Consider the following 14962-nt stretch of genomic DNA (forward strand, 5'->3'; position numbering starts at 1 on the left):
ATTGAGGATTTCAGGAGTAACCGCCCGCCTCGGCTCCGCTCACAGCATTGGATATACGCATCGAAACGCGGACAGGTTGCCCTCCCTCATTCATAAGCTGCGTTCGAAATAGAAATTTCGGCTCCGCCATCGATGTGGGGCTAAATTCGGCTTCACGTATAAACGTTAGAAGCACCGACATCAGTTCCGTCAGCGCGAAACGTGTTCCGCCACAGACGCGCGGTCCGGTGCTGAATGAGATTGAGTTGCCGAAATTGGCACCGCCAGACGGCGGCCTCTTAATATCGAGCTGCCAGGGATCGGGGTTTATGTTTCGATTATGCTGAATCCCTACGAGGGAAATCAGTACTTGCTCGTCGGCCCCCACAATTTTATCGCCGATCCCGTCAGGCACGACTGCGCGCCGTGCTATAACAGGCGTGGATGGGAACATACGTAAAACCTCCAACACGAAATTGCGCAGCGGCTCGCATGTTTCAATATCCTCCCAGCAACATTCTTCGAGATCGGGCAGCCGACTTGATACCTTCCTCAATTCGTCTTGCGTCTCAGGCCAGCGCGACAAGGCGAACATAGCCCAACCGAGGGTCGCGGCTGTTGTTTCACTGGCAGCTGCGAAGAACATCGTCATCTCGTGTTCGAGTCTGAAACCCTCGGTCCCTTCGGCGTCCATCTTGCGGATTTTGCCAAGAAGACTTTCCTGCGGGACATCGCCTTGCCGGAAGACTTGCATACTTCGCAGCACTTTGTAACGAATATCCATAAAACTAGCGATTTCCTGGCTGGAAAAAGCGATCTTTTTGCCATGCGGCACAAACGAATATTCTGAGCCGAAACCGACAAGATAAGCGATGTGCTCCAATTCGACGCCAGAGGAATCGAGGTCGACATCGAAGAAGACCTCGAGCATGACCGCGGCGGCCAGGTTCCTGAGCACCGCATCGTCCACCGGTTGCGGCTGCTCCTCTCCTTTAGTGTTCAATTTTTGCAACGCCTTGCGGGCTAATCGTATCGAAGCTTTGACTGTTTTCTCCCGATCAAACCGCGACAAGTATGATTGAGACAGCGCCTGCCGCAAATTCCAGCCAGAACCGTTCTCCGTAAAACGGGAAGCTCCAAGCGCCTGACGAAACCACTCCATGCTCTTCAAATAATTGGCTGCATTATGCCGTAAAACATGGTGAGCACTGTCCAAATCCTGCACGACAAAGACCGGAACGCCGCCAAGTTCTAACGTGATATTCTCTCCGTTATTTGTGCGGGCGATCTCAAACAGTCTACTGGCGAAATCGGAAGCTTCCGTCATTTGCGTTGCTACCCCGCTTTGAAATACTGCAGTTGAAATTGAGGATGCAGAGCACGCAAAGCGCGTTCGAATGGAGCCACAGTGGCTTTGACCTGGATAAGAAGCTAACTCGACTGTTGTTAAACTGTCAATCAAACGAAAAAGATAATGCTAATTTAAAGCACTTTACGTTTTTGTCAGGCCTGACTAGACTTAAACAGAAAGCCAACAGACACCCGATTAGATTTCCTCATGGATTGCGAGAAGACTTCCAACACCTGATCGTGAAACCCAAGGCAACGGTTATTTCGAATGACAGCAATAGAGTTACCGAAAAAGCCTTTGATCATTGCATTGAAGCCACAACAGCGAGGAGCAATTAGCCCCGATTATAATAGTCGTGATCTGATTACACTTGAGAACGAGAATTATATCGTTCGAAACCTGCTGCCTTCAGACGTCAATGTTGATTTTCTGGCCTGGTTCGGCAAACCTGATATTCTTCGCGGCCTCAATCTGAGTGGCCTTGACTTTAATATCGACACGCTGCGTCGGTTCGTTTCCGGCTTTGATAATGTGCACAACTATATTCTGGGCATATTTGCGCGATCGGGGGGAACACTGATTGGGTTTTATACTCTCGACGTGAATTTACAGCACAAAACGGGCGTTATAACCACAGCTGTCGGCCATGATGCACATCGCGGAGCCGGTGTGATGTGGGAGACCATCGATGGTGTTCTGGATTATTTTTACGATCATAGAGACATCGAGAAAATAACCGCGCGCGTTCTCGCAAAAAACTACGCGATGTTGTTCAATCTCAAACATAATCTTCGTTTCGCTTTGGAAGCTCGCCTCAGACATGAGGCGCTGGCGCCCGACGGTCGCCGATTGGATATCCTCGTATTCGCCTCTTACAAAATCGACCCCCAAACTGGAAAACGTCACCGGGTCGACCCGCAAGCGGTTGTCGACTTAGGCACGACAGAAGGGAATTGAAATGAATTCATTGGACAAGGCCAGGGCAATCCTCGCGAAATGTCTCTTTATTCCAGAGGAGAGTATCCTCCCCGAGGCCGATATCAGTTCACTTGGAAAGATCGATAGCCTGACATTTGAGTTGATTGTTCTCGAAGTTGAAAATGTATCCGGGCGCGACATCGACCCGGTTCGTCTTCTGGAAATGCGATCCGTGGGTGATCTGGCGCGCTTGCTCGATCGATAGCTGGAACGTTACGCCTAGAATTGCAGTGGGGGGATGGGACAAACAATCTCTACGAGAGGGAGTAACTTCGTGTTTTCCAATATCTTGTATGATGAAGTGCAAAATTTTCGCCAACATCCGGACCTGAACAAAGCTTTGGTCCTTCACATCGATAGTTATCTTAATGGCTTCGCGCATCGCGAACTCATCACAAAGCTCACCTCTGAAGGCAACAAATATCTTCTTGCACTCAAGACAGTTGCGCTCTGTTTTGGTAACGGAAATTATGATAGCCTCACGAAAGCCGATTTACAAACTTTCGCACGAGCGCACGCGATTGCCTCTCCGAACCGTGTTTCCGCACTGGTCGATGTGGCGGTATATTCAGGCTACCTCACTGTCCAAAGATCGCAAAATGATTCAAGACAGAACCTGCTGACACCTACTGAGAAGCTTGAGCAATGCGCAATAGCTGGCCTGCAGCCGTACTTAGAACCGCTCAACCTACTCTTTGCAGGCATTTATGATCACCTTTCGACCGACCGTTCGGCCATCGCTGATATCTCGAATTACGTTTTGCAAATGTATTTTCAGAACTCCCCCTCACGTCAGCGAGAGTCGACACTGTCACTTTTTATCAGTCGCGCTGCGGGATACGGGATTTTCTTGACGATACTCCGCGCGTCCGCAATCTTTACTTACCACCCAAAGGTTATTGTATCACTTCCGTTTTCCCCCTTATCCCGTACCTTTGGCGTTTCTCGGAGCCATGTTCAGAAACTATTCCAAGCTGCAGAACGCGCCGGCCTCTTGCGTATGCATATACAAGGTGGAAAGCAGGTCGAGATACTGCCGCGTCTACGAAAAATCGCCCAGGACACAATAATAAGTTCACTTACGATGGCCAAGATTGCTTTCGATTGTGCGTCGAACAGCGTTCAACCTCAATTCAGGAAACCAGGATTTGAATTGGAATGAGCAATGCAATCTTTAACGTGATATCACCAACGCCATTGCCGACCACCAATCCAATACTCCCCCAACGAACCGGTGATTTTTCGTCTATAGTCGAAGCATTGGATTATGCGGCCCAAGGGGAAACCGGACTCTCGTTTTATGGTTCAACCGGTCAGCTACTGCAGACACTACGCTATAGAGATCTTCGTTCTGACGCACTGAACATAAGTGGGAAACTGAAGGCGCTCGGACTTGGGATAGGTGATACTGTCGCCATAGTCGGTGAGACCAGCCCCGAGTTCTTACGCCTTTTCTACGGCTGCCAATATGCTGGTATGTTGCCGTGCCCAATGCCTTATTCCATTTTTCTTGGGGGGCGAAGGGCCTTTGCAGTTCGTATCGCTTCGCTCGTATCGGCGTCGGCCGCCACGGTACTGTGTATTCCCGACTCTTTGGCCACACTAGCCGAATTCTGGCGTGACAGAGGCATAAAAGTCATCACCTTTACCGAACTGAACAGCTTACCCAAGCGTGATCATTGCGCGCCATTGGATTCCACGGCATTGGCTTATATTCAATTTTCATCTGGATCGACAGCTGACCCGAAGGGGATAGTTATTTCTCAAAGAGCCGTTTGCGAAAACGTTTCCGGGATACTTGTTAACTGCATCGGCATAAGGCCGAATGACCGCGCGTTTTCCTGGCTGCCTTTTTATCACGACATGGGCCTTGTCGGATTTTCAATTGCACCGCTATTTGCCCAAACGAGTGTTGACTACATCTCGCCAACTACATTCGCGCGCCGTCCGTTGCTGTGGCCAGAACTTATCTCACAAAATCGGTCCACAATCACCTTCGCTCCCGTGTTCGGATACCGCCTGGCAGCAATGAGAAAGAAGGACAACAGCCATAATGCTATGGATCTTTCGTCGCTACGCATTGCCGGAATCGGAGGAGACACAGTCCGTGCAGACCAACTAGAACTCTTTGCCGAAGCCATGCGCGATGCAAAGTTTGATCCTGAAGCATTTACGCCGAGCTACGGCATGGCAGAATCCACTCTTTTGATCACGTTTAAGCGCGGGGTACGGACGGTGAAACTGGACCGGACTGTGTTGGAGAAAAGTGGGAGAGTAGAAGCACCGTCCAGTGGACCGACTTCGAGCTTTACGATATGTGGGAAGCCGTTGCCCCATCACGAGCTCATTATAACCGACCCTAACGGTAAGATTTTATCCGATGGCCATCTTGGGCATATCCACATACGAGGTCCCAGCATGTTTACCAACTATCGGAACAGTCTTGAGGCGCACCCCAACTCGCCGACTGAATTTTTCGATACTGGTGACATGGGTTTCAGCCAAGACGGAGAACTGATTATCACGGGCCGCAGTAAAGAGATGATCATCGTCAATGGTCGCAACATATGGCCGCAAGACATTGAACAGCTCGTCACATCTATTCCTGCCTGTGCCAGCTCCGCGGTTGCTGCCTTTTCCATAAAGGAATCCGACGATGACGAAACGGTAGTCGTTCTCATTGAGCGATCCAAGAAAAACAAAGGCGACACCTCGTTGATATCGCAAGTTATATCAGAAGTAAGCTCCGCTATGGGTATTGCAGTAACCATACGCTTCGTGGAACCCAAGACCCTGCCATTCACCTCGTCAGGCAAGCTAGCACGCTCAAAGGCGCGAGAGCTCTATGCGCAACTAAGAGACGGACAAACGCCGCACTGCCCGGCTACCCCTTGATAAAGTTCGTGTACAACCGCTCATCGGACATTAGAATACTTGTAAAAGCCTTCTCCAATTTCGATTCCAAGCTTACCATTATCGATATAGTTTTCCTTCAGCCATTGAGCGAGCCTTCTGCTTTGTTGGTCGCCGTCGAGAAGAATACGATATGCTGTTGGTAATCCAATTATGTCGAGTATTTGAAAAGGTCCTGCTGCAGCTCCTGTTGCAATTTGCCAAACTTTATCGACGTTCGATATGTCTGCATAACCGCCTTCAGCAAGGTCCATACCGGCGACTAAAAGCGGCAGAAGCAGTGAATTAAGAATATATCCGGGCTTCTCTTTGTAAAGGGGCACTGAAACCATCCCAATTCGAGAGGCAAAATCAAGGACGGCTGAGAAAATTTCGGGATCAGTTTGCTCGGTCCCCATGACTTCAGCCGTGTTTGCCAACCAAATCTTATTAGCGAAATGCAGCCCAAGAAAGCGGCCGGGTCGCCCAGTAGAATGCATTAAGTCACTGAGGCGTAGCGTTGACGAATTTGTCGCAAAAATTGTCCTCTCTGGCGCAACCATAGCAAGCCTCGTGAAGGCATCCCGTTTTATCTGTAGATTTTCTGGAACTGATTCAATCACCAAGTCGGCGTCTTCAACCGCAGCCGACAAGTCAAAAAAGTAAGTAATTCTTCCCAGCGCAGCCTCAGCTTTGCCATTCGCAGCGCCTGGAACCTCCACGGTGTAAATTTCCGCCAATTTGGCGAATGTCGCCTTGGCATTAGTAGTAACTTCTTTCTTAATGTCGTAAATTGATACCGGCACGCCACTATATGCGATCTGGAACGCTATTTGAGTTCCAAGAATGCCCGCTCCCAAAACTGTAACGTTATTAATACGCATCAATTATTCCCCTGAATTGCGTTCTTCAATGATAAGAAATTCCGCTTAGTCACGCCACTTAAGCGACTACCATCCCTTACTCTTGGTGGAGATTACTAAATGTATATTTAGATTATAATTATTATCATTCCCAAATAATGTAAAAGTCAATCTTGCATCCAACTGCAAAAACCCATGGACATATTTCAGGAGCCAACGGCGAATTAACGCGAGGCAAAGCTTTCTTGTTCGTGCAAAATCAAGGTTAGCTGAGATAACCTTTTCCCTTTAAAAAATTGGCTTTATTGGAGTGAAGAGCAAGAACGATCATGGAACTGACCGCTTCTCCACTCCAGATGGGGTCGACAAATCGACGCTGCTCCCCCGCCCTGTTCGGGATACATCGGCCAAATAGCGGAAGCATATCATTCAACAGCTGTTGGCTCAGATCTAGCACGATTGCTTTGTGAGTAAACAATCGCATTGCAAGTTTAACAGTTGGAGAATGGGGAATGATTAATCCAAATCAACACAATAAGTTAGGAAGCATAAATCGAATTGTATAGCATAGACCGGAAATTGCTTAAATCCGGCATCACCTTTTATGGTAGTATGAGATGTTGATTTCGCGCCCTACCAATGTGAAGTGCGGCTGCTGCGTTGTTCCGGCATTCGATAGATCTCGTGAGCGATGGAAAAATCTAGGGTCATTGGAGAAGCGGAGCCTGTGGTGTCAACCGATCTTGAGAAAAAGCAGCGCAGGATGCGCAGCCTTCCGACCATGATCATCGTGGCTAAGCATACGCTTGCGCGCACATGTGTCGTGAAATTTCTCGCTCACGAACTCGCCGGATGGGAATTTATCGATATGGCGTCTACTGCTGAACTGGCCAAAGCGATTGGAAGGGATGTTGCCCTTATCGCTCTGGATCTGGCGGGGCGGGCTATCGATTGTCCAACCCTGCTAGAAGATCTGCTGGCAGCTCAAACGCATTTTCCGGCGGCATCTATCGCCTTGCTCTCCAACCGGGATGATATCCTCATGGAATCTGAAGCAATCAAAATGGGGGTACGAGGCTTCTTTACATCGTCTCTTCCGGTAGAAATTGCGCTTGCTGGTGTGCGGCTGGTGCTTGCAGGCGGCATATTTTGCCCTCACCCGTTAGGCGCTCATGGCAGCGTCCAGCCGACAATCTCCATCAATGGCCGGTCAGCTTTGTCAGACGTTTTTGACGATGACAACGGGTCTGTGAGCCGCACCCCGCAGATGTCCGCTATTGCCGGTTTTACACCTCGCGAAGTCGATGTTCTCACCGAACTTCAGCATGGCCATTCAAACAAGATCATTGCCGAGAAACTCAACCTCTCGGGCAATACCGTGAAAATGCATTTGCAGCATATTATGCGCAAACTGCGGGTTCAGAATAGAACGGAGGTCGTGCTGCTTTTAAGCGCAAAGGCATCTCCGGAAGTAACCACAGTGCAATAAGTGAAACAAATTCAGTTCTCGCGGAAGGCACGATGGAAACTATCCAGCAACGGCCTGACAGCATAAAGAGCGACGCTACTTTGGCCGGTTTCGATCAGAGCTTGTACCGGCATTCCGGGGATCATTTCGATGTCCCCCGCCTGCATCAATTCATCATCAGTGACACGGATCGTTACAGCATAGAAAGGCTGACCCGTTACTTTATCCAAGAGGCGATCAGCGGATACATAGGTGACCTTCCCTTTTAAAAGGGGCACGCGTCGCTGGTCGTAAGGCAACAGGTGTACCTGCGCATTCAAACCCGGATGCACAAGATTGATATCTTCCGGTCTGACATGGGCAGACACGACCATATTGCCGTCCTGCGGCACCAGATCGAGCAACGGTTCACCTGCACCAATTACTCCGCCTGTGGTATGAATGCGCAGATCCATGACAATTCCCGTCTCTGGCGCCTTGATCGCCGTGCGGTTCAACTGATCATCAATGGCGCGATATCGCTCGTTCAATAGAAACAGTTGGTTTTCAGTGTCACGAAGTTCTTTTGCGATCTCATTTTGTCGGTCGCTTTCCAGTTTGATGAGATTGGCCTGCGCCTCATTGATCACCTGATAAGCACGGGAAATCTGAGCCGTCGTTTCTCCGAATTGTCCATCAAGGTCCGCTTTTTCCCGTGCGAGGTTCAGCAAGCTCGTTTTCCGTTCAAGACCTTTCTTGACCAAGGGATCGATCATGTCCAACTGCTGGCGTGCAATTTCCACCCGTGACGACAATGCCAGTTTCTGGGCTACCAGACCGGTGATCTCCTGTTTCACTTGCTCCATTTTTTCATGCGTGATGGCAATTTCAGATTGATAGACATCGCGCCGTGCTTCGAAAATTCTACGTTGCCCCACCACGATCGCGTTAACCGCCGGATTTTTCGAGACAAGTCGCATCAGCTCCGACGGAAACACGAGTTCCGTCTCATTCCCCTGTTCCGCAACCAACCGTGCGCGGCTTGCCTCAGCATCCCACAATTGACCTTGCACGCCAACAAGCTCCGTCCTTGGCTTGGTATCATCAAGCTTGATCAACACTTGCCCGGAAGAAACCAGATCTCCATTGTGGACATAAATCTGCTGGACGATGCCGCCCTCCAGATGCTGGATAGTTTTGCGACTGGTCTCAGCTTCGACAATGCCCACAGCAACCGCCGCACTTTTAAGCGGCGCCAGTATTGCCCATAGTCCAAACCCGGCTAAAAACGTCAGAACGAGCAAGTTTCCTGTCCAGGCAACCCCACGCAGCCTTGGTCGCGAGGTCACAGGTGCTGGCAATGTTTTGCGTTGATTTACAAGGATCGGCGGAGACGCAAGCCGCCATAACTTCAGCTGCTGCGCAAGACGTGATTTGAAAGCGCTTACAACCTTCCGTGGAACATCAAAATGAACCATCGCCATGGCTTCACCCCTTCATGGTCCGGTTTTCGCGGGAACGCGAAGGAAAGCGTCGAAAATCTTCTCACTGTCACCAAAGGCACTGACCATACCATCTCGCATCACCGCGATCTTGTCCGTCACGGGCAAGATGCCCATTCGATGAGTAATGATCACAATGGTAATCTGCCTGCATTTCATGCGCTCTATCGCGTCGAACAGCAGGCGCTCGCCTTCATAGTCGAGACTAGAATTCGGATCATCGAGGACAACGAGAGGCGGATTTCCATAGGCAGCGCGCGCCAGTCCCAATTGCTGGCGCTGCGCCCGGAGGAGAAGGGCGCCGCCTTCGCCGATATCCGTCTCATAACCCTGCGGCAACCGCATGATCGCCTCATGCAGTCCAACCAGTTTTGCGGCGTCGATCACCTTTTGCGGGTCCGAACCGTCGAGACGACCGATGACATCCTTGATCGCACCGCCGAAAAGCTCGATATCTTGCGGAAGATAACCAATGTGACGGGCATTGTCGCAATGTCGCAGCAAGGAAATGTCGATACCGCCCAAAACCGCGCATCCATATGTTGGTCGACAAACACCCGCCAGAATCCGACCAAGCGTGGATTTGCCTGAGCCGGAGGGACCGATCAGTGCCACACAATCGCCCGCCTCCACTTGAAACGACACGCCTCGCAGAATGAAACGATCCGATGACGGCAACCGATAACCCACATTGTCGAGAACCAACTGGCCTCTGTGTTCTGGCACAAGAATTGTTCGTCGATCTTCACCGGGAACAATGAGCGTGAGCATCCGGTCCAGACGATTGAACGCGCCGCGAACAAAAGCCAGTGCCCGCCAAGCCCCAATCGCGCCCTCAACAGGCGCCAGCCCACGCCCAAGAAGCAGGCTAGCTACAAATATAATGCCGGGATTACTGTTGTTTTCAAGCACGAGCCATGTCGCCGCACCCATCATCACAATTTGCGTCAGGGTGCGTACCGATTTCGAGAATGCCAAAACAATCTCGGTCCTTCTTATCACACTGTCCTGAGCAATTCTGGCAGCTTCAGCATCCCGGTAGATGAGGTGAGCCGCACCATGCTGCATGCCCATCGCGCGAATAACGCCAATATATTTCAGTGCCATGATGAAGCGGGAATGGCCTCGCGCCTGTGCGAGATTTGCCTGTTCGTTCAATTCGCGTGTCACGAACTCGTTCAGCAACGCTAAAAGCAACAGGATCAAAGCGCTGCCCAATCCGATAAAACCAAGCAGCGGATGAACCAGAAAGAGCAATGCAAGGAAAACTGGAGCCCACGGCAAGTCGAACACAAGCGCGCAGGAGGGCGAGTCCAGAAATTGGCGCAGAACCGAAAGGTCGCGATAATGTTCTGCAGCGGCTCCAGCATCTGCACGTGCCGCATATTCGAACGATGCGTTCATGACGATAGGGCGCAACTGGTGATCGAGCCAGCTAGCAATCCGGGACAACGCGGCGCGGCGCACGATATCGAGCAAAGATCCAACCACGACCGCCACGGCGATAATGATCGTCAGCATCAACAGCGTGTCGACACTGCGGCTCGACAGAACGCGATCATAAATCTGGAGGAGATAGATGGAAGGCGCGAGCAGGAAAATATTGTATCCGCAGCTATAAGCAAACACCAAACCAAAGGCACCGTAACACCGGCGCAGCGCTGCGACCAACGGGGTCACCGTATAACGAGATTGCGCGAATGCCGCCGTCATCGTCGAATCTCCGTTGACATACCGGGCTTGCACAATCGGTGCGAATGCTCACAACGCATCTTCAGCTTGGGGGCACAGTCCGGTAAAACGGGAGAGCAGCGGCCTAAGCCGTTGCTCCCAGATCGAATTTCTCTTGTTCCGAGCGAAAACCAGCTGCCGATCAGATCGGCATGTGGCTTAGATCAATATCGTGAAAATTGTCGTTAAAGCTATTAACAAAGCTCGCGATATCATTGGTAGTCGTCGTCGTGGTGTGGGTTTCCGGATTTGAGTGCACGAGCGCAGCCGAGATATCGCCGCCACGAGCCATGTTTCCGTTACCGCCATTACCGCCAACGCCAGCAAGAATAGTGGCGTGCTGATCGGCGAGAAGCGAGGTATATTGAACAGCGCTTGTATCGGCAGTCGCTGCCCCAACATTGCCACCACTGGACGAGCCAAGGCTGCCATTGGAGTTTGCATCACCACCAGCTCCGCCATCACCGTTATTGGTGATATTGGCGAGGAAACCATTGGCTGCGTCTGCTCCGCCGCCATGACCGGCATGGCCCGCGTCCCAACTTGCGCTTAACCACGGGGAATCGCCACTGTGCACATCAACAGTAGCGCCTGCCACACTTTGCGTGTTGGCAACGACTGCACTCGGATTATAGTTGATGTTACCATAGTTATAGCCATCAGCTCCGTTACCGGCATTGGCATCACCGGCATGAACGTCACTGAGATGAATTGTGTCGGATATTTGTGGAATAGGCATCGCTTTATTCCTCCCTGTTTTGGCCCCTGCCCTGTTTCGGTTGAACTCCGGTCCTGGTCTCCCAACGCGGCCATAAACTGGCGTCGCGAGATCGGGTGGCCGTCCGCGCTTAAACATTGCGCGTATTGATCATTCGGGAATAGCTAGAAATTCGGATATCTACTTTAGGGTGGGGCCGCTCGCGCGGATCAGGCATGCAAAAGTCCAAGAATATCGTGAGCAAGCATATCATGACTCGTATCCGATAAATTGTCGTGACCACCGGTGCCACCAATACCCGCCAGTTGAAGCGCATGCTGATCGACAAGCAAATGGTCTATCTGTTGGGCATCGGCCGTCCCGCCAGCTGGAACCGCAATATTGATCGGGTGGAAATAGCCAACATTCACATCCACCAAACTTCCGTTCGAAAAGCCATTGCCACCGCTTCCCGAGACAGAGTTGCCCGTGAAAATAGTATCCGAGGCCAAGTTGAAACCCCCGCCATTACCGCCAATCCCAGCAATCTGAGTACCACCCTGATCGAAAATCACATTGTTCGTCTGGTGTGCATCTGCATTACCGCCGGCAGCAGCGACGGCGATATTAATGGGCGAGAAGATCGCCACATTCACGTCGATCATGGTGCCTGCGAAAATACCTGCACCGCCATGCCCGGCATAGTGGTCGCCAGTAAGTACATCGCTACTGCCCGTATCGGCATGTATCGCCGATGCAGACACAAACCCGCCATAATTGTGATCGCCTCCTGAACCGCCAATACCCGCCATCTGGTCTGCACCTTGCAGAAAGGCGGCGTTGTTGGTCTGGTTGGCGGACGCGACAGAATGAGCCCCGTCCGCGACTGCCGTATTGACCGGAGCGAAAACTGCAACATTGGAGCTGACAAGTCCGCCGAGAAAAATACCGTTCCCGCCGCTTCCCGCGTGGTTGGATGTAGCCCCTTCCGTGCTGCCTATAGCGGCATTGCCGCTTCCACCATCACCGCCCATCCCTGCCATTTCAGCGACATGCTGATTAATCAGTGCATTGTTGAACTGGTCAGCACCAGCTTCGGCACCCGGACCAGCGGTTGCGGCATTTGATGGCACAAAAACAGCGGAAGCATCGCTGCTAATCACACCGACGCTCATTCCCATCCCACCACTTCCTGCGGAGTAACTGGGTGTACTCGTCGCGACATCGAAAGGCAGCCACGTCGGGACGAGCGCCAGATGTCCAGCAGTGGTACCCAACGTTATGTTTTGAACACTGCCGACATTCAAGCTATCATTTTCGTTGGATATGGGACGTAGCTCAGTCATCACCCTTTCTCCTCACCAGCTTCCGGCTTTCGAGACTCTCAAAGATCCTTGCTCCACAGCTATTGTGCCTCGAATTGTCAAAAAAGAAGAGCCGGCAATCAGTCTACATCCTTATGGGTAGGGTATGTATCCCGCGTCGGATCCGATAAAGCGTCTGAAAAATGTCGTCGACTAAAAATATGTTATCTCTTAAGTATTTTAGGCTTGCTAAAAGTGGAGAGGCATTTTGCCACCAGGCGGCCATTCGTTCGAACTGAGCTGGTCTCAGATAGCAGAGTGACGAGTGACAGACGATGGGCTTTTAGAAGTCTTCAATATATCGGGCAATAGCTATTTTTGTATCGGGCCTTCTGGAAGGCCATCCTCCATACCAGCACTGAATTCAACGCCTTAAAGAAGGTTTCAACCATGCGTTATCGTAGCAATATTTTTTTCAAATATGGAAATCAGGATGCCGTTCTCCTCGAGCTTCCACCAATATCCTCAGCAGCTTCACACCGGTTCCGACCGCTGATCTCGGCCGGACGGACAGCCTCACGCTCATACCCCTTCGCAAAAGGCACTCGCTTCGTCATAAGGATTTCCTTTCAGATCACGAAAACCTCTACTTTTCCGAACCAAGTCCAACAGTACCTTTCAACACGCTGGGGACTGCAATCAGTCGATATCATCGTTGTGAAGGGGATCCGACAACCAACATACAAAGTCTCTTTTCGCCCACATTTGTAATGAAACTGGGCAAGCCCCGACGGACAAAGCGGTAGGATACTTCCGCCCTGGACGCCCTCGCGCCCACCAAGCGATACCGTCTTCACACTAACGAGGCTTATCTATTAGAGCATTTCCGGCAAAAGTGCGTAGCGGATTTGCGCAGGATAATGGGTAAAAACAAATAGATAGAGCGGTTCATTCCGTTTTCACCCGAACCACTCCAGAGTCTTCGCGAGCTTACGTAGATACCAAGTGATACAGACCCGCGGGGCAATTGACGGTCCGCTGTTTACGAGCCGGCCCACGCCACCCCGAAGAATGTCGCTGATGACCGGACGCTTCTTCCGATTGAAACGCTCATGCAACTGAGGGCTGAAATACAGAACCCAGTGGTGCATCGTGGAACGGTCCATCGTTATGCCGCGCACGGTCATCATTCCTTTCAGATTGCGTAAGCTCAGATTGTAATTCAGGTACCAACGAACACACAGAAGGATGTCGGACTTATCCAAATGGCGGCCTTTGAACATCTAATACTCCGGCTTCTTGAGAGCTGAAAACCCTATATCGGTGCTCGTTGACCGCGATGAGACCACTTCAGTATGGACAGAGCAAACGTATCCGACGCCTTCAGGTGGATATTTTGCGGTCGCTGTTCAAGGAACTCTAAGTCACTTGCAACCTCCTGATAAGCAGGACAACCCCGCCCCCTTGTCCAGAACCCCGAAATTTGGAAGGGCACTACCGACACGCTCGTGCTGAATGGCGATAACTCTGCTTATGACGGGACAACGATTGTTTTCGAGGGAAAACTGATCGTTGGTGACGATCCCCACAAAAATGCCTCATTGGGTGGTGGTGTCATTGTAGCGCCAGACGGAACGCTCGGCGGCTATGGAACGATTGGTGGCGACGCGACATTCCGAGGCGGTACATTGTCGCCTGGCAATTCAGTGGGTAGGCTGACCATCAATGGTAATTTGACGCTCGAGCCCGGCTCTATCCTTGAGACAGAGATTGCGCATAACGGTTCAGATGTCGTCAATGTGAAAGGAAGCGCTGCGATTTCCGACAGTTCGATATCCATCACAGCCATCGACCCCAAATCCAGTTACCAGAGCCAGCAAACCTACACCATTATGCATGCTGATGGCGGTATCAGTGGAACGTTCGGGACCGTTGTCTCAAAATCTGCTTTTCTCGATCTGAGTATCACATATTGGGCAAATGATGTTCGTCTCCAAATTGCCGTCAAGCAAGATCCCACGGGACCGGAGCCTTCCAATCCGGGCACGTCAGAGCCCGAAACCCCAGGCCCCGGCACGCCTGAGCCTGAACAGCCCTCCCCTGCCCTCTTCACAACTGTGGCCCAGACCCGCAATCAATATGCGACGGCCGGCGGACTGGATAGTCTGGCGCAGACAGGTTCGTCGCTTGCGCTCTATAACAGCCTGCTGATGCTGTC

The 14962-nt window shown here is 51.3% G+C and carries 12 protein-coding genes and 1 pseudogene; 6 read left to right on the forward strand and 7 right to left on the reverse strand.

Going from position 1 to position 14962, the window contains the following annotated elements:
- Positions 1 to 10: 10 nt before the first annotated feature.
- Complete coding sequence (locus JAU75_RS16385) at positions 11 to 1306, reverse strand: cytochrome P450 (protein WP_199057555.1); 1296 nt, start codon at positions 1304 to 1306, stop codon at positions 11 to 13.
- Positions 1307 to 1597: 291 nt separating this feature from the next.
- Here JAU75_RS16385 and JAU75_RS16390 point away from each other — a divergent pair, with 291 nt between their 5' ends.
- From JAU75_RS16390 to JAU75_RS16405, 4 genes are all read left to right on the forward strand, one after another.
- A complete protein-coding gene (locus JAU75_RS16390) occupies positions 1598 to 2287 on the forward strand; it encodes a GNAT family N-acetyltransferase (RefSeq protein ID WP_199057556.1) in 690 nt (229 codons plus the stop codon).
- A gap of 1 nt (position 2288) precedes the next feature.
- On the forward strand, positions 2289 to 2513 hold the full coding sequence (locus JAU75_RS16395) for an acyl carrier protein (protein ID WP_199057557.1): 225 nt from the start codon (positions 2289 to 2291) through the stop codon (positions 2511 to 2513).
- 69 nt (positions 2514 to 2582) lie between these two features.
- Entirely contained in the window at positions 2583 to 3470 is an 888-nt protein-coding gene (locus tag JAU75_RS16400; RefSeq protein WP_199057558.1) for a hypothetical protein, read from the forward strand.
- Positions 3467 to 5203: an AMP-binding protein gene (locus JAU75_RS16405; RefSeq protein WP_199057559.1), complete on the forward strand. Its 1737-nt coding sequence runs from the start codon at positions 3467 to 3469 to the stop codon at positions 5201 to 5203. The genes JAU75_RS16400 and JAU75_RS16405 overlap by 4 nt, the downstream gene beginning before the upstream one ends.
- A 20-nt stretch (positions 5204 to 5223) precedes the next feature.
- Here JAU75_RS16405 and JAU75_RS16410 read toward each other — a convergent pair whose 3' ends face one another.
- Positions 5224 to 6084, reverse strand: a complete 861-nt coding sequence (locus JAU75_RS16410) for a 3-hydroxyacyl-CoA dehydrogenase (protein WP_199057560.1) — start codon at positions 6082 to 6084, stop codon at positions 5224 to 5226.
- 760 nt (positions 6085 to 6844) lie between these two features.
- Here JAU75_RS16410 and JAU75_RS16415 point away from each other — a divergent pair.
- Positions 6845 to 7552: a response regulator transcription factor gene (locus JAU75_RS16415; RefSeq protein WP_199057572.1), complete on the forward strand. Its 708-nt coding sequence runs from the start codon at positions 6845 to 6847 to the stop codon at positions 7550 to 7552.
- An 11-nt stretch (positions 7553 to 7563) separates the two neighbouring features.
- Here JAU75_RS16415 and JAU75_RS16420 read toward each other — a convergent pair whose 3' ends face one another.
- The 5 genes and pseudogenes from JAU75_RS16420 to JAU75_RS16440 form a co-directional block, all read right to left on the reverse strand.
- Positions 7564 to 8994, reverse strand: a complete 1431-nt coding sequence (locus JAU75_RS16420; RefSeq protein ID WP_199057561.1) for an HlyD family type I secretion periplasmic adaptor subunit — start codon at positions 8992 to 8994, stop codon at positions 7564 to 7566.
- Positions 8995 to 9006: 12 nt separating this feature from the next.
- Positions 9007 to 10725, reverse strand: coding sequence for a type I secretion system permease/ATPase (locus JAU75_RS16425; protein ID WP_199057562.1), 1719 nt, complete (start codon positions 10723 to 10725; stop codon positions 9007 to 9009).
- 160 nt (positions 10726 to 10885) lie between these two features.
- Complete coding sequence (locus JAU75_RS16430; protein ID WP_199057563.1) at positions 10886 to 11482, reverse strand: PE-PGRS family protein; 597 nt, start codon at positions 11480 to 11482, stop codon at positions 10886 to 10888.
- A 188-nt stretch (positions 11483 to 11670) separates the two neighbouring features.
- Complete coding sequence (locus JAU75_RS16435) at positions 11671 to 12786, reverse strand: hypothetical protein (protein ID WP_199057564.1); 1116 nt, start codon at positions 12784 to 12786, stop codon at positions 11671 to 11673.
- A gap of 1040 nt (positions 12787 to 13826) precedes the next feature.
- A pseudogene (locus tag JAU75_RS16440) lies at positions 13827 to 14027 on the reverse strand (IS6 family transposase); the annotation flags it as partial.
- 225 nt (positions 14028 to 14252) lie between these two features.
- Between JAU75_RS16440 and JAU75_RS16445 the strand changes: the two are divergent.
- Positions 14253 to 14962: autotransporter outer membrane beta-barrel domain-containing protein (locus JAU75_RS16445; protein ID WP_199057565.1), on the forward strand; the 710-nt coding region annotated here is incomplete at its 3' end.

This window comes from Ochrobactrum sp. Q0168, assembly GCF_016427605.1.
GTDB lineage: Bacteria > Pseudomonadota > Alphaproteobacteria > Rhizobiales > Rhizobiaceae > Brucella.

What these genes read in the sequence shown, in the direction of transcription:
- JAU75_RS16415 (WP_199057572.1), top strand. Translation starts at nt 6,845, where the DNA reads ATGATCATCGTGGCTAAGCATACGCTTGCGCGCACATGTGTCGTGAAA.
- JAU75_RS16425 (WP_199057562.1), bottom strand. Translation starts at nt 10,725, where the DNA reads ATGACGGCGGCATTCGCGCAATCTCGTTATACGGTGACCCCGTTGGTC.
- JAU75_RS16390 (WP_199057556.1), top strand. Translation starts at nt 1,598, where the DNA reads ATGACAGCAATAGAGTTACCGAAAAAGCCTTTGATCATTGCATTGAAG.
- JAU75_RS16405 (WP_199057559.1), top strand. Translation starts at nt 3,467, where the DNA reads ATGAGCAATGCAATCTTTAACGTGATATCACCAACGCCATTGCCGACC.
- JAU75_RS16385 (WP_199057555.1), bottom strand. Translation starts at nt 1,306, where the DNA reads ATGACGGAAGCTTCCGATTTCGCCAGTAGACTGTTTGAGATCGCCCGC.
- JAU75_RS16420 (WP_199057561.1), bottom strand. Translation starts at nt 8,994, where the DNA reads ATGGCGATGGTTCATTTTGATGTTCCACGGAAGGTTGTAAGCGCTTTC.
- JAU75_RS16430 (WP_199057563.1), bottom strand. Translation starts at nt 11,482, where the DNA reads ATGCCTATTCCACAAATATCCGACACAATTCATCTCAGTGACGTTCAT.
- JAU75_RS16395 (WP_199057557.1), top strand. Translation starts at nt 2,289, where the DNA reads ATGAATTCATTGGACAAGGCCAGGGCAATCCTCGCGAAATGTCTCTTT.
- JAU75_RS16410 (WP_199057560.1), bottom strand. Translation starts at nt 6,084, where the DNA reads ATGCGTATTAATAACGTTACAGTTTTGGGAGCGGGCATTCTTGGAACT.
- JAU75_RS16435 (WP_199057564.1), bottom strand. Translation starts at nt 12,786, where the DNA reads ATGACTGAGCTACGTCCCATATCCAACGAAAATGATAGCTTGAATGTC.